The organism is Bradyrhizobium sp. (assembly GCF_027307225.1).
Lineage (GTDB): Bacteria > Pseudomonadota > Alphaproteobacteria > Rhizobiales > Xanthobacteraceae > Bradyrhizobium.
Window position 1 is genome coordinate 45,855 of record NZ_DAHUXJ010000082.1, and the last position, 13,691, is coordinate 59,545.

Annotated in this window: 10 protein-coding genes and 1 tRNA gene; 6 read left to right on the top strand and 5 right to left on the bottom strand. The window is 60.6% G+C overall.

Going from position 1 to position 13,691, the window contains the following annotated elements; genetic code table 11:
• Positions 1–22: 22 nt before the first annotated feature.
• Positions 23–2,584: a DUF2235 domain-containing protein gene (locus M6D32_RS14555; protein ID WP_298257304.1), complete on the bottom strand. Its 2,562-nt coding sequence runs from the start codon at positions 2,582–2,584 to the stop codon at positions 23–25.
• Between the two features lie 886 nt (positions 2,585–3,470).
• Here M6D32_RS14555 and M6D32_RS14560 point away from each other — a divergent pair.
• From M6D32_RS14560 to M6D32_RS14570, 3 genes are all read left to right on the top strand, one after another.
• Positions 3,471–5,807, top strand: a complete 2,337-nt coding sequence (locus tag M6D32_RS14560) for a patatin-like phospholipase family protein (protein ID WP_298257306.1) — start codon at positions 3,471–3,473, stop codon at positions 5,805–5,807.
• Between the two features lie 288 nt (positions 5,808–6,095).
• Positions 6,096–6,182: transfer RNA gene (locus M6D32_RS14565), tRNA-OTHER, on the top strand.
• Between the two features lie 23 nt (positions 6,183–6,205).
• Entirely contained in the window at positions 6,206–6,892 is a 687-nt protein-coding gene (locus tag M6D32_RS14570; RefSeq protein WP_298257324.1) for an alpha/beta family hydrolase, read from the top strand.
• A 10-nt stretch (positions 6,893–6,902) separates the two neighbouring features.
• Here M6D32_RS14570 and M6D32_RS14575 read toward each other — a convergent pair whose 3' ends face one another.
• Both M6D32_RS14575 and gtdA read right to left on the bottom strand, forming a co-directional pair.
• Positions 6,903–7,187, bottom strand: coding sequence for a hypothetical protein (locus M6D32_RS14575; RefSeq protein ID WP_298257308.1), 285 nt, complete (start codon positions 7,185–7,187; stop codon positions 6,903–6,905).
• A gap of 153 nt (positions 7,188–7,340) precedes the next feature.
• Positions 7,341–8,381 (bottom strand): gentisate 1,2-dioxygenase, encoded by a 1,041-nt coding sequence (gene gtdA / locus M6D32_RS14580; protein ID WP_298257310.1) that lies wholly within the window; start codon positions 8,379–8,381, stop codon positions 7,341–7,343.
• 260 nt (positions 8,382–8,641) lie between these two features.
• Between gtdA and maiA the strand changes: the two genes are divergently transcribed.
• From maiA to M6D32_RS14595, 3 genes are read left to right on the top strand one after another with little or no spacing between them, the layout of a single operon-like run.
• Positions 8,642–9,274: a maleylacetoacetate isomerase gene (maiA, locus tag M6D32_RS14585; RefSeq protein ID WP_298257312.1), complete on the top strand. Its 633-nt coding sequence runs from the start codon at positions 8,642–8,644 to the stop codon at positions 9,272–9,274.
• Positions 9,264–9,773 (top strand): MarR family transcriptional regulator, encoded by a 510-nt coding sequence (locus M6D32_RS14590; RefSeq protein WP_298257314.1) that lies wholly within the window; start codon positions 9,264–9,266, stop codon positions 9,771–9,773. Before maiA ends, M6D32_RS14590 begins: the two co-directional genes overlap by 11 nt.
• The gene (locus M6D32_RS14595; RefSeq protein ID WP_298257316.1) at positions 9,773–10,966 is read left to right on the top strand and encodes a 3-hydroxybenzoate 6-monooxygenase; all 1,194 of its coding nucleotides are present in this window, start codon (positions 9,773–9,775) and stop codon (positions 10,964–10,966) included. The genes M6D32_RS14590 and M6D32_RS14595 overlap by 1 nt, the downstream gene beginning before the upstream one ends.
• Here M6D32_RS14595 and M6D32_RS14600 read toward each other — a convergent pair whose 3' ends face one another.
• Both M6D32_RS14600 and M6D32_RS14605 read right to left on the bottom strand, forming a co-directional pair.
• Positions 10,967–12,166 carry an FAD-binding domain gene (locus M6D32_RS14600; protein ID WP_298257318.1) on the bottom strand — a complete coding sequence of 400 codons (1,200 nt, stop codon included), beginning with the start codon at positions 12,164–12,166 and terminating at the stop codon, positions 10,967–10,969. It abuts the gene before it with no gap.
• Between the two features lie 78 nt (positions 12,167–12,244).
• On the bottom strand, positions 12,245–13,691 hold a 1,447-nt coding region (locus tag M6D32_RS14605; protein ID WP_298257320.1), incomplete at its 5' end, for a benzoate-CoA ligase family protein.

Sequence of the window (13,691 nt, forward strand, 5' to 3'; positions counted from 1 at the left end):
CGACGTTGGTGCGCTCTAGTACCTAATGAGTTGGTGCCACGGACAACCGCTTCAACGTGATAGTCGCGCGTCCGCTGTTGTTGCGATAAAATCCATCGAAAGTGCCGACGAAAGGTATCGCCGCGATGGCATCGTTGACATAAAGCATCAATTCGCCGTCTTCGGGCGACGTGAAGCGTGAGACGAACTTTCGTCGCAGCGCGTACTTCAAGTCAATCGCATTAGCCGTGGCGAGTTCGCTCGCGGGTATCTTGCTGGAATACGGAATCCGGCTCGGATCACTTTCGGATGGTCCTTCGCGCAGTTCCGACAGCCGGTCCTTGTAGCTCGGGTCATCGTAGAAATGTTCCGGAATGCGGTTGCCGAGCCTATCGGTGCCGATCGGGAGTGCCGTATCGCCGTCGGCCGAGATCAATGGCCAGGCGTCGCTGCCCGTTCGGCCGACCTTGGCTATCGGCTGAAACCAATCCGCCGTCCACCAGCGAAGGATGAACTGCGCGGAAAGACGGCGAAACGAAGCGTCCTTGAAGCCGGCTACGTCGGTCATCAAGGTTTGATCGAAAAACGGCTCGACCATATCGAGCGTCAACTCGTAATGCCGGCCCTTTTCGACAAGCAGGCCGCTTGGCCAACACAAATGGTCGGTCGGAAAGCCCTCGCGCGAAAGAGTTTGGTTTGGCTCTAGTCTCACCGGCTTGGCGGATGCCTCGAAGGCGCATAACGCTCCGCTTCCTTCGCGGAAGGTGACGACGGACCGGCTGATCGAAATCCCGATCGTCAAAAAGATCAGCGCCAAACCCACGCCCGGAAGCACATAGCGGCTGGTGAAGCGTGCAATCCAGTTCGGAAACTGCTCGGTCCGCATCCAGTGGGCAAACGACCTGCCGCTAAGCTGGTGCTGCCCGATCCGCTCGGTCGGCACCCAGGCCCGGCGTGCAAGGTCGCCGATCGTATCGCGCAAGCTCCCATTCTTCCAATACAGATAGAGGGCAATCGCCGTGACGATCCCGCAGCACCACGGCTTATCGATAAAGGCGTCCGACCAAGGTTTTGCATAGCCGGGCAAGGCGGTGCCGATATACTGAAATAGGCTGGCGACGAAGGCCGAGCTTCCTTCGTCCGTGCCGGCGAGCCAACCCCAGATCCAGTCCCACTGACGTCCCAGGTTGTCGCTCACGGCATACGCGAGGTCGTGGATCCGGTCTCGAAACTGATGGACCATGAACCTCGCCGTCCAGGGCAGCGAGGCAACCGCAAATGCCGCAAGGAGAAGCCCATAGTAAGCGACACGCCGCTTCCATATAGCGTCGCGCGTCACCGACACGAGCAACGGACTTGGATCTCTGAGGCGGTCGACGGCGCTTTGCGCGAGGGCTGTGCGAGCGTCAGCGGCGGCGGCCGGGGCGAGGTTCCTGACGAACCCTCTGATCCTTCGGGTCGCGCCGTCGGGCATGAGCACCAGCGCGGTTTCGGGGAGAGTCACCGGCGCGTAGCGCTCGGCCCCGAAGGCGATCTTCTCGGCGACTGAATGGTGGATAATAGGCGGTCCACGGTTGTCCCCGATCGTTCGCGGTGAGTAGCGATAAAAAACCGACAAGCCGCTACGGGAATCGTGGATCGGCGCGTAGGCGGACTCCTGGCTTCGCATGGACTGAACGGCGCCAGGAATGAACCTCAGGCGGCCCTTGAGTTCGTCGATCATCCAGAGCAGCGGAACATGCGAAAGATCGTCCTCGGGATAGCCGCCGCCAACGTCGGAATGCATGCCGGCGAACCAGACTTCCTTGATTCGCCTGGGCCATTTGGTATTCGCGAGGTCGAAGCGAACGGGGTGAAACGTCTCGCGCTCGTCGTCGAGCGCGAGAGCATGACGTGCGTTCTGAACGTTCGTGCACAGGATCTGGTCGCGAAACGAAATCGGCCAAATCGCCCAGTCGATTGCGCGCCGCAATTCCTCGATCGGAACTCCGAAGGCCTCGACGGTGTCGAAAAGCCCCGCGAATTTTATTACGATCCGCTTGCGCCTTTGTGCCGCCGTTGCTTGTGCCACGGTCCCGTACATCCTGTGTCCGAGGAACATCCGTGTCGCGAGATGGAAGACGAAGAGGAAAACGTTACGAACGAACCGCGCGATGGGTATCGTGATGAACGTATCCCCGAGCGACGTCGTGTTCGACCGATACGAGCGCCAGGCTGCCGTCGTATTGCGCCGCATTTCGGCGCGAGACACGGCTTCGCCTTCGATTTGGACAGGTATCAGACCTTCACTGTGTATGAGCCCAATCAACGTGCGTATGGTGAAGGCTCCGCGGCTGAACCCGAACATGTAGATTTCGGCGCCGGGCTCCCAATTCCAGCAGATGAAGCGGTAGAGCTTTCGAACGTTGGAGGGCACCCCGATTCCGGTTGCGCCGTCGAGCAGCGCGAAGGGTTTGAACCCCGACGTTCCGACGCCTTTTATGTAATGTACGATCTGGTCCGGTTGCGACTGATCGAGGGCATTGTAGAGGCGCCATATATTGGACGCCTGCATCGAGAAGGCATTTCCGGTCCCGTCCGCAAAAACGACGATCTTCTTCGGCATGTGGACAATTCCACTCTAAGCTCGCCCAAGGAACGCATTAAAATCGGAAGATGGCAGGTGATGAAAATTGCATCGGTGGTGAAAGTGTGAGGTATCGAAAACACATCGTCAAGTTGAAAGGTCTTCGAATTCGGTTCGGCACGATATAAATCCCCCGGGTTCTCTGAGTGCGCTCTCAGCCCGACGCCCCAGGCAGGCTGTACCTTCTCGAAATCGATCCGCCGCTGCGTAACGACCCGGGAAAAGCGGCGATCCACATTCACGGAAAGGTTGATCGAAACGAAAGTTTCGCGATAAGGTGCGCGACAGTAGCGAGGTGGGACGAGCGAAATTTTAACAGCGAGCTTCTACAGCCTCGCGCGACAATCGGTAACACCGTCAAACCGAAGGTTGGCGCCATGAACCGGAGCATCATTTATATTTCTTCTTGCGTTGCTGTCTGCGCTCTTTTTCCTTCGTTCGCACATGCGGGCTGCAATCCCCCGAAAGACGTGAGCTCGTGCTACACCATTCGGAAAGGAGCATTCCTTGACCCGAGTCCCGCGCTGCCTGATCCGCCGTTCGTCGTCACCTATCCTCGCGCGCGGAAGCGGCTCGTGCTGACCCATATCGATCATGGATTGTGGACTGCGGAGCCCGCGCTGGGCAGTAGGAATTGCAACACGTCCAACACCAGCGGATGCGACACGCTCTCCTCGACGGACCTGGCGAAACCCGCGGTCACGAACAAGCCCGGCCCCTTCCTCGTTCAATTTCAAGACGGTCGATCGTTTCTCGCGACCCACGTGCCGACACAGTAGCTACCTCGCAATTTGGTCCGCTCGCGGAGACATACGGTGACTACACCCGACCAGCCCGCCCAAAGCTAACGATCATCGAGCTTGCCGTGGCCCTTCTGCGGAATATCGCCTATTGCCTGCGCGACGTGTTCCTGTGCCTCAGGATCCTGCTGATCCCCGCCTGCCTCGCCGCTTTCTCGTCGATAGTCCTCTTTCTGCCTGATCAGACGCGCGACTATTACCGGTTGCTGGTCGAAAACCTTGCCGATCCGCAGGTAGACGGGACGCCCACCGCCGCTTTGGTCGATGCGGCTTTGCCGGTTATCTTTCTGCTGGGTATGGCGGCGTGCCTCGCATACAGCGCGATCGTTCTCCTCGCGGAGCGGAGTCGGCCCGCGCTGTATCGCACCGCTTGCGTCCGGCGTGCCGCTAACTTCTTGCCGGTCCTGTTCGGAACGCTTCCGCTCGTCGCCGGCGTCTGTGGATTCTACGCCAGCTCGGTGGCGGTAAATGTCCGGATGGAAGACGCCTCGATAGCGGAGATCCTGAAATTCGGGAATGCGAATTTCGCCGGCCAACTGAAATTGGTGTTCGACTGGGCCAGGGCGGGCGACCGAGACTTCAAGATCGGACTGGAGATTCTCGGCGCAATCGCCGCCGCTTTTGTCCTGATATCCACCGTCATCGTGCTTCTCTATAGGCCGGTGACCGCGCCCCAAAGGGCGCGGCTCTGGAGCATCACGCGCAAGCTATTCCTCGTCTCGATCGTTCTTTCGTTGGCTGCCGTGGTCTCGATCGCAACGTTTCCGGTGCCCATGGGCCAGGCCTTGGGGTCGGTTGCCATATTTGCCGTCTTCATCGGCTGTCTTACGATGAATGCCACGGGGCTGAGCCTCTGGTCACGTCGCCTAGATTTTCCGATCATTCCGGCGCTACTGGCGTTGGCCGCCGTCCTGGCGTGGACCGACCTGAACGACGATCACGAGTTGCGCCGCATCGACAAGGATGGCCGGGCGGTGGCTTCGTCCATGACGGCCACCGACGGCCCTCCAGGGATCGTCGAAGACGAATTCGAGAAGTGGTACGGCCTGCGTGTCGACAAGGACGAAGACGAATACAAGCGGCAGAGCTATCCTGTCTACGTCGTTGCCGCGCAGGGCGGGGGTATCTACGCGGCTGCGCAAGCCGTTCAATTCCTGACCAAGCTGCACACGACGTGTCAACGTTTCGCTCAGCACCTGTTCGCGATCAGCGGCGTATCGGGAGGCAGCGTCGGCGCAGCTTTCTACGCCGCGTTAACGGACGAGTTCACGGCGACGAAAAAGCCCTGTCGCAGCATTGCCGAACTCGGTCTCGGAAAACCTGAGACTCCTCAGATGGAACGCGCGCAGCAGTCTTCATTCGAGCTTGTCCGCAACGACTACGACTTCCTTTCGCCGCTCGTCGCGTCGGCGCTGTTTCCAGATTTCGCACAGCGCTTCTTCTGGCCGGCGGTGCCCGCGCTATCCAGGGCGCGCGCGCTTGAGAAATCGATCGAGGCTGCATGGGCGGACATCGCCACCAAAAAGTTCGACGGTACCGGCGCCAATGCACTCAAAGGCGGTATCCTGGCGTCCTGGGATCCTAACGGCCTCAAACCGGCTCTCTTCTTCAACACGACCGAAGTCGGGTCAGGCCGACGCCGCATCATCGCACCCTTCGGCTTCGGCCCCGAATTCCGGACCGACGCGCAATTTCTGCCTCTGACCGAAAACTACGACGTCCCCGTGAGCGTCGCAGCGGTCGCCAGCGCGCGGTTTCCTTGGCTCACCCCTGCGGCCTGGTTCTGGGCAAACAATGGGTCGGCGGACCCGTCAAAGGGCGGCCCCGCAAGGTTCCATGTCGTCGACGGCGGATATTTCGAGAATTCCGGCGTGGCCACCGCCGTCGAAATCATCAATCGTCTCGAGCATCGCGCACAGCAATGTTGCAAGAACGCCCGCTTCTATCTCATCGTGCTAACGTCGGGGCAGTACGACAACGGCAATTCGGACGCCTTCAGCGAGGCGGTATCGCCGGTGGTCGCTCTGTTCAACAGCCGGACGGCCCGGACCTACTCGACCGTCGATCTGGCGACCCGCGACCTCGGCGTCGTCAAGCGAGGCGCCAAGGATGCGCTTGGACGGATCAACCGGGTACAGAAGGCCGATTTCGGCAAGTACGTGATACCGTTGCCGCTCGGTTGGCGTCTGTCGAAGATGTCGGCGATGGAGATATTTTTCATGACAGGGCGGGCCGCAAACTGCGTGCCGAACGAAAACTTCGTGCAGATGTCGCCCGTTAAGGGCTTCGGTCCCGCCGATTGCGCTCAGCTATTGATCCTGCATCAACTCCGGGGCGATGACCTAAATGCCGCGCTGGAGCAGGCGAGGGTGAGGCACCCGCCGGTCCCCTCGTCGAATTGAAGTTGTCCGGTCTTTGACGACGGCCGAGTTCGGCCGCCACGACACTTCAATATCCGAATGGTTCTCGGCGATCTCGCGTATGCGGCCGACACGGTTTTCGGAAAGGACTCCGGGGACGCGACCATCGCCGTCGGCGGAAGGCGTAACGCCCGTCATGACGACCTCATTCACCCGCTTAGGGTGCTGTATTTAAATTAGCCGTTTTGCCGAGGGGCCTTGACGATTTCGGCACGAACGCCCGTGTTTGCCAATCGGCCGACCTAGTTGCGGGCGCAACACATATGCAACACGCGGTGACTAAGTCATTGATTTATTATATTCTGAAACGGTTTCCTAAACCGTAGGTCGCATGTTCGAGTCATGCCGGGATCGCCATCCTCTTCGTAGCGTTGGATGCATTGAAAGCCAACTGCGCTCAGCAACTGACATTTGAAGCCGGAAAATCCGGACCGGTTTCGGCGCTCGCGTTGCGTCCAGATGCGCCTCGTACCTGCTTCGTCTTTGCCCATGGCGCGGGCGCCGGAATGGCCCATTCCTTCATGCAGGCGTTTTCGACGGGCTTGAGCGAACGCGGCATCGCCAGCCTGCGCTATCAATTTCCCTACATGGAAAAGGGCAGCAAGCGGCCGGATCCGCCGCCTTTGGCTCAGGCGACGGTGCGTGCCGCCGTGGCAAAGGCCGCAGAGATTTTTCCGCATCTTGGTTTGATCGCGGGCGGCAAGTCGTTTGGTGGCCGCATGACCTCGCAGGCGCAGGCGGCCGCTCCCCTGCCGGGCGTGCGTGGCCTCGCCTTTGTCGGCTTTCCCTTGCATCCGGCGGGAAAGCCTTCGGCCGACCGTGCCGACCACCTTGGCAAGATTGATATTCCGATGTTGTTCCTGCAAGGAACGCGCGACACGCTGGCGGAAACGGCACTGGTCGAGCCCGTCGTGCAGCGCCTCGGTCCGCGTGCGAAGCTGCATTTCGTCGCCGGCGCCGATCATTCCTTCCATGTGCTGGCGCGCTCGGGCCGCAACGACCGCGAGGCGATGAACGAAATTCTCGATGCCTTCGCGGGGTGGGCGGAGTCAGTCGTCGCCGCTTAAGCTCAGGTGTTCAGCAGCCGCGGCAGATGCCGTGGATCTGCCGGTCCAGTGCCTGGTCTTCCTGTTTCATCTGCTCGACCGCTTCCATGGTCGCATTGCGGCGCGGCTCTGCGGGCTTTCGCTTGGCGGCGAGCTCGGCCTCCTGCCGCTGGTAGCACGCTTCGCGCTCGGCCTTGGCCTGGATGAATCGGCACTGTTCCACCGCTTGAGCCGGCGTCACACTGAGCGCGATGGTGGCGCAGGCGAGCAGCCCGGCAAATGAAAAGGTGAAACGTTTCGCGCTAACGGTGATCATGCCCTGCTTTCATGGTTTGAGGTGCTGATCTTCGATAGCAAAAAATTTCAGCGCGAGGCATTATATTCGCCAAATCTACCGGAAATCCGACTTGCCCCTCACATCTGACGGTGAGGTGCGCGCCATGACGAAGGATGGAGCGAGGCGATATCGCTACGCGTTGCCGCGATCCTCGCGAAGCAGGTCGAGCTTCTGCTGCACCGGGCGGTCAGAGAACGAGAAGAGCACCGAATCCGCCTCCGCTTCATGGGTGACCCAGTGCCAGCTCGGCACCACGAACAGGTCGCGGGGTCCCCATTCAAAGGTCTGGTCGCCGATCCGCGTGCGGCCCTTGCCTTCGATCGCGGCGAACACGGTCGCATCGGTCGAGCGATACCGTGCGGTCTTGAAACCCTTCGGCAGCAGCTGAATAAAGGTGCCGATCGTCGGCATCGCGAAGTCGCCGGTTTCGGGATTGGAGAATTTCAGCTTCAAGCCGTGACAGGGATCCCACTCGTCGCGCTGCTTGGCGACCTCAAGCGCCTCGCGCGTGTGGGAATAGGGGTAGTTGAAGATCGGCGACGTCTTTGATTTGCGCTTCTCGTCGATCGGCAGGAGGTTGCGGCCGTAGCGCGCAAAACTGTCGCCGGCAGGACGGGTGATCTTCTGCTGGTCTTCCTTCAGGCCTTCCGCGAAGGAAGCGTCGAAGAACTTCACCATCGGGATGTCGAGGCCGTCGAGCCAGAACATCGGCTCGGAGGTTTCATTGGAATGGTCGTGCCAGGTCCAGGCGGGCGTGATGACGAAATCGCCGGGCGACATGGCGGTGCGCTCACCGTCGACCGACGTGAAGGCGCCTTTGCCTTCGAGCACGAAGCGCAGCGCCGACTGGCTGTGACGGTGCGCCGGCGCAACGTCGCCCGGCACCACCATCTGCACACCGGCAAACAGCGAGGTCGTGATTTTCGACTGGCCGCGCAATCCCGGATTTTCCAGCACCAGCACGCGCCGCTCGGCTTCCTTGGCGGTGATCAGCTTGCCGGCCTCGTTCATGTAGGCGCGGATGGCGTCGAATCTCCAGAGATGCGGCTGGCAGGCGCTCTTCGGCTCCGGCGTGATCAGATCGCCAAGCACGTTCCACAGCGCGGAAAGATTTTCGCCGTCGATCTTCTTGTAGAATGCCTCGCGTTCCGGCGTCTTCTGCACCGCTTCCATCGCTAGCCTCCCTTATCTCGTTTGCTAATTGACAGTATACTGCCAATGTGGGCTAGTAGTCCAATTCTAACATTTGCGGGCACCTTCACAAATGTCAGAACTATAGGACTACTAGCAAGTATATGTTTGTAGTGGAGTTTTGGATTTGACATTCGCTGAATGAACTCGCGGCTAGGTGGATGGCGAATGTCAAATCCACTCCACTGCCGTCAATCACGGCCAGCAGGGGCCGCTCGACAAAATAAAACGGGAGGTTGGCCATGAAGCTGCACGGCTATTTCCGCAGCAGCGCGTCCTATCGGGTCAGAATTGCGTTGAACCTGAAAGGGTTAAGCGCGGAACACCTGAGCCATCATTTGCGCAAGGGCGAGCAGCGCGCTCCTGACTACCTCGCGATCAACCCGCAGGGCTTCGTTCCGACGCTGCAAGGCGAGGGCGGCGCCATTCTTACCCAGTCGCTTGCCATCGTCGAGTGGCTGAACGAAGCCCACCCAACGCCGCCGCTGTTGCCGACAGATCCGATGAGCCGCGCGCTGGTGCGCGCCTTCGCCCAAGTGGTCGCCTGCGACATCCATCCAGTGCAGAACCTGAAAGTGCTGGCGCGACTTCGCGAACTCGGTCTGTCCGAAGAGAAGGTGACGGAATGGGCCGCATGGGCCAATCGCGAAGGCCTTATCGCTTGCGAGAAGCTGATCGCCAACGAAGCCGGGCCATTCTGCTTTGGCGATGCTCCCACCATCGCTGATCTCTGTCTGGTGCCGCAGCTTGCGAACGCGCGCCGCTTCGGCGTCGATGTCGCGGCGTTCCCCCGCCTGTTGAAAGCGGAAGCGGCGGCGAAAGCCCTCAAGGCGTTCGCTGACGCCGCGCCGGAGCGGCAGAGCGATGCCGAGTAAGCCCGACAACGTCACCATGGACGCGGTCTATACCGCGCCCGGCTATCTGTTCCGCCGCATGCAGCAGATCGCGGTCGCGATCTTCATCGAGGAATGCAAGGAATTCGACCTGACGCCGGTGCAATACGCCGCGTTGATAGCGATCGGTACCCATCCCGGTATCGACGCCACCCGGCTCTCCGCGGTGATCGCGTTCGACCGCTCGACGCTTGGCAGCGTCATCGAGCGGCTGGAAACCAAGAGCTATATCGAGCGCAAGCCTGCGGTCGAGGACAAGCGGGTCAAGCTTTTGTACCTCACCAAGGCGGGTGCGAACCTGTTGCGCGATATCATGCCGTCGGTCGACCGCGTCCAGGCGCGGATCTTGCAGCCGCTCAAGTCCGCCGATCGCAAGACGCTGCTTGGGTTGCTCGAACAGCTTGTCGATCTCAACAATGAGGCCTCGCGCGTGCCGCTCCGCGCCGAAGATGCGCTGGAGCATTTAGGGAAGGCAGGCTGATGGCGGGCGCTGGCACACAACCGGTTTTGATCGCAGGCGGTGGCATCGGCGGCCTCGCGGTCGCCTTGGGCCTTGCGCAAAAGGGCATCCGCTCGATCCTGCTCGAGAAAGCGCCCGCTCTGGGCGAGATCGGCGCGGGTATTCAGCTTGGGCCGAATGCCTTTCACGCCTTCGACTATCTCGGCGTCGGCGAGGCCGCGCGCAACATGGCGGTTTATGTCGATCATCTCCGTCTGATGGACGCGATGACGGCGAAGGAAATCTGCCACGTCGATCTCGGCGACACCTTTCGCACGCGCTTCGGTAATCCCTACGCCGTCGTGCATCGCGGCGATCTGCACGGCGTTTTCCTCAAAGCCTGCCGCGATTCCGATTTAATCGACCTGCGCGTCAACTGCGAGGTCGTGGGCTACGATCAGGACGCCTCGTCGGTGACGGCAAAGCTTGCCTCGGGCGATCGCGTCACCGGTTCGCTCCTGATCGGTGCAGATGGATTATGGTCGAACGTCCGCAAGCAGGTCGCGGGCGATGGCAAGCCGCGCGTCTCCGGCCACACGACGTATCGTTCGGTGATCCCGACCGAGCAGATGCCGGAAGATCTGCGCTGGAACGCGGCGACGCTGTGGGCCGGACCGAAATGCCATCTCGTCCACTATCCGCTGTCGGGCTGGAAAGTGTTCAACCTGGTCGTCACCTGCCACAACGACGCGCCGGAGCCGGTCGCCGGCAAGCCCGTGCCGGAACAAGAGGTGATGAGAGGATTTGCGCATATCAATGAGCGGGCGCTCGAGATCATCCGCCACGGTACCAACTGGAAACTCTGGGTGCTCTGCGACCGCGACCCGACCGAACGCTGGATCGATGGCCGCGTCGTGCTGCTCGGCGATGCCGCGCATCCGATGCTGCAATATTTCGCGCAAGGCGCCTGCCAGGCGATGGAAGACGCGGTTTGTCTTTCTCATATGCTGGGCAATCATCCCGGCGATCGCGCCGGAGCCTTGGAAAAGTATCGCGCGCTGCGTTTTCCGCGCACGGCGCGCGTACAGATGCTTTCGCGTGCGATCGGCGAGCACATCTATCATCCGGACGGCGAGCATGCGCGGCTGCGCAACGCCATCATGAGCGCCAAGTCGCAGGAGGAATGGCATGGCGATCTCGCCTGGCTCTACGGCGGCACCGGGTTGAAGGCCTAGTTATTTCAAGAAAGGCCAATCGTAGCTCGGCAGTTGCAACTTGTCGGCAATATCTCTTCCGACTGCAAGTTTCGCCAGCCCTGGAATGGCAAATGCCTTTATCATCTGGTTGCGAAATTGTAAGCCCCATTCGGTTTTCGGTGCGAACACTCCCGCAAACCGTTCGGCGCCGCGTTGCTTGCCGTCCATGAAAGCGCGCAGCAATGCTTCATATCTGGTGAAGGCTTTCTCGTGCTGTCCGTCGGCGCGCATAAGTTCGCCAGCAAGCACATAGGCTGCAATCATGGCGAGCGCCGAGCCTTGTCCGGCGAGCAGCGACACGCAGAACGCGGCATCGCCCGCAAGCACGACGCGGCCTTGCGACCAGCTTTCCATCCTGATCTGGCTGACACGGTCGAGATAGAGCTGCTGCGCGCGGTCGAGTTCATCGAGAATGTGCGGGACCTCCCATTCGGCGTCACGATATCTGTTGCGCAAGAGGGCCTTCTGAAGATCAAGCTGAGACGGGAGCGCGACGCGGTCAGTCGTAAAGACGAACAGGAACAGCGTCCTTTCGTCGCGCTGGGTGAAGCGTCCGAGCATCAGGCCGGGCCGTCCATACGTCACGTACACGTCTTCGTCGCGCGGGCGATACCCGCAGACTTCGAAGGCCGCCACGGCGTAGCCGAGCTTCTTCTCGAATCGGTCCTCGGGACCGAAGGTAAGCCGTCTAACACCCGAGTGCTGACCGTCAGCGCCTATGACAAGGTCAAACCGGCGTTGGCCGGCCTTTCCGAATCTAACCTCGACGTGATCGGTCTCCTGCCGAAGGTCTGCAATCTCATCGCCGAAGATCGTTTCGGTTCCGTCCTTGACCGCGTCGTACAACAGTCGCGAAAGGTCGCTCCTCGCGACGGTTACGTAGCGTCCGCCCGTCAGCTCGAGGAAAGTCTTGGTTCCGAAACCGGTGATGCGTTTGCCGCGATCATCTACGATCCGCATCTCGCGAACGCGGTACCCGACGCGATCAATCCGATCGAGCAAACCCATGCGCTCGGCGATATCATAGCCATGGCCCCAGAAATCGATAACATAGCCGCCGCTGCGCAGCGCCGGCGCGCTCTCGATAAGAGTCGGCGCAAAACCGGCTGCCTTCAACCAATAGGCCAGCGTGGGTCCTGCGATCCCCATACCCGAGATCAATATGGTCTTGTCATTCATGGTGGAGATGCTTTTCGGTAGACTCCCGGACTAATCGATCCAACCGATCCGAGGTTCCTCTAACCGGATCGTACGGCGCTACATCCGCATCACGGCCTGACGGTCGATCTTGCCGGTGCCGGTCTTCGGCAATTCGCGGGCGAATCTGATCTCGCGTGGATATTTGTAGGGCAACAGCTTTGCCTTGACGTAATCCTGAAGCGCTTTCGTTGTGCCCGTCTCGTCGTCCGTCGCGCTGTTCATGACGACAACCGCCTTGAGCGTCATGCGGCGGTCCGGCAGCTCGGCGGCAAAGACAGCGCATTCGCGGACGTCAGGATGTTCGGCGAGACAAAGCTCGACCTCGAGCGGATAAACCCATTGGCCGGAAATCTTGATCAGATCGTCGGCACGGCCGCGGAAGAAATAAAAGCCGTCAACGTCGCGCACGAACCGGTCGCCGGTATGGATCCAGCCGCCTCCGCGGATGGTCTCGGCCGACTTGTCGGGCCTGTTCCAGTAGAGCGGCGTATTGGAATCGCCGCGCACCCACAAAATGCCTTCGACGTTGTCACCGACCTCGTTGTCGTCGCTGTCGCGCAGCGCGATCTCGTAGCCAGGCACGCGAAGGCCGGCGGCGCCGAGCTTTTTCTTCTCGGCGCGGTTGGACAGATAAATGTGCAGCACTTCGGTCGAGCCAAGGCCCTCGACGATCTCGAGCCCAGTCAGTTTCTTCCAGCCGTTGAATACTTCTGCGGACAAGACCTCGGCGGCCGACACCGCCATGCGCAGCGATGAGAAGTCAGCCTTGTCGGCGCCCTCGGCCTTGGTCAGCGAGGTATAGAGCGTCGGCAGACCGAAGAAGACGGTCGGGCGATAGCGCGTGATCGCCTCGAAGATCGCCTGCGGCTTCGGCTGTCCCGGCAGCAGCAATGTCGCCGCGCCGACCGAGAACGGGAAGGTGACGGAATTGCCAAAGCCGTAGGCAAAAAACATCTTTGGCACGGAAAAGCAAATATCGTCCGGCGTGAGCTTTAAAAGATTCCGCGCAAAGGCCTGATCGCTGTAGGCCATGTCATGCTGCAGATGGACGATGCCTTTGGGCCGGCCGGTCGAGCCCGATGAATACATCCAGAACGCCATTTCGTTCCGGTGGGTGTTTGCTTCGGCGAGATCGGCGGAAAAAACTGATAACCAGCCGCCGGCGATCACCGTCTTTGGCGCAGCGTGGACGCCGGTCGCGCCGTTGACGACGATGAGCGTATTCAGCGCCGTGTCCTTGCAAGCGATTGCGTCGAAACGCGCGGAAAATTCCGCATCGGCAACTGCGACCGTGGCGCCGGAATCGACGAGATAGAATTGCAGGAGGTCCGGCGGCGTCAGCGTGTTGATCAGCAGCGGCACCAGCCCCGCGCGCACCGCGCCGAAGAACGCGGCCGGATAGGCGGGCGTGTCGTCGAGAAAGAGCAGCACGCGATCGCCGCGCAAGAGTCCGAGCGACAAAAACCCGTTGCCCCAGCGGCACGCTTCCTTGCAAAGCTGCGCG

Bases quoted from the DNA above. Each gene is read 5' to 3' on its own strand.
- M6D32_RS14555 (WP_298257304.1), bottom strand. From the start codon at position 2,584: ATGCCGAAGAAGATCGTCGTTTTTGCGGACGGGACCGGAAATGCCTTC.
- M6D32_RS14575 (WP_298257308.1), bottom strand. From the start codon at position 7,187: ATGATCACCGTTAGCGCGAAACGTTTCACCTTTTCATTTGCCGGGCTG.
- gtdA (WP_298257310.1), bottom strand. From the start codon at position 8,381: ATGGAAGCGGTGCAGAAGACGCCGGAACGCGAGGCATTCTACAAGAAG.
- maiA (WP_298257312.1), top strand. From the start codon at position 8,642: ATGAAGCTGCACGGCTATTTCCGCAGCAGCGCGTCCTATCGGGTCAGA.
- M6D32_RS14590 (WP_298257314.1), top strand. From the start codon at position 9,264: ATGCCGAGTAAGCCCGACAACGTCACCATGGACGCGGTCTATACCGCG.
- M6D32_RS14595 (WP_298257316.1), top strand. From the start codon at position 9,773: ATGGCGGGCGCTGGCACACAACCGGTTTTGATCGCAGGCGGTGGCATC.
- M6D32_RS14600 (WP_298257318.1), bottom strand. From the start codon at position 12,166: ATGAATGACAAGACCATATTGATCTCGGGTATGGGGATCGCAGGACCC.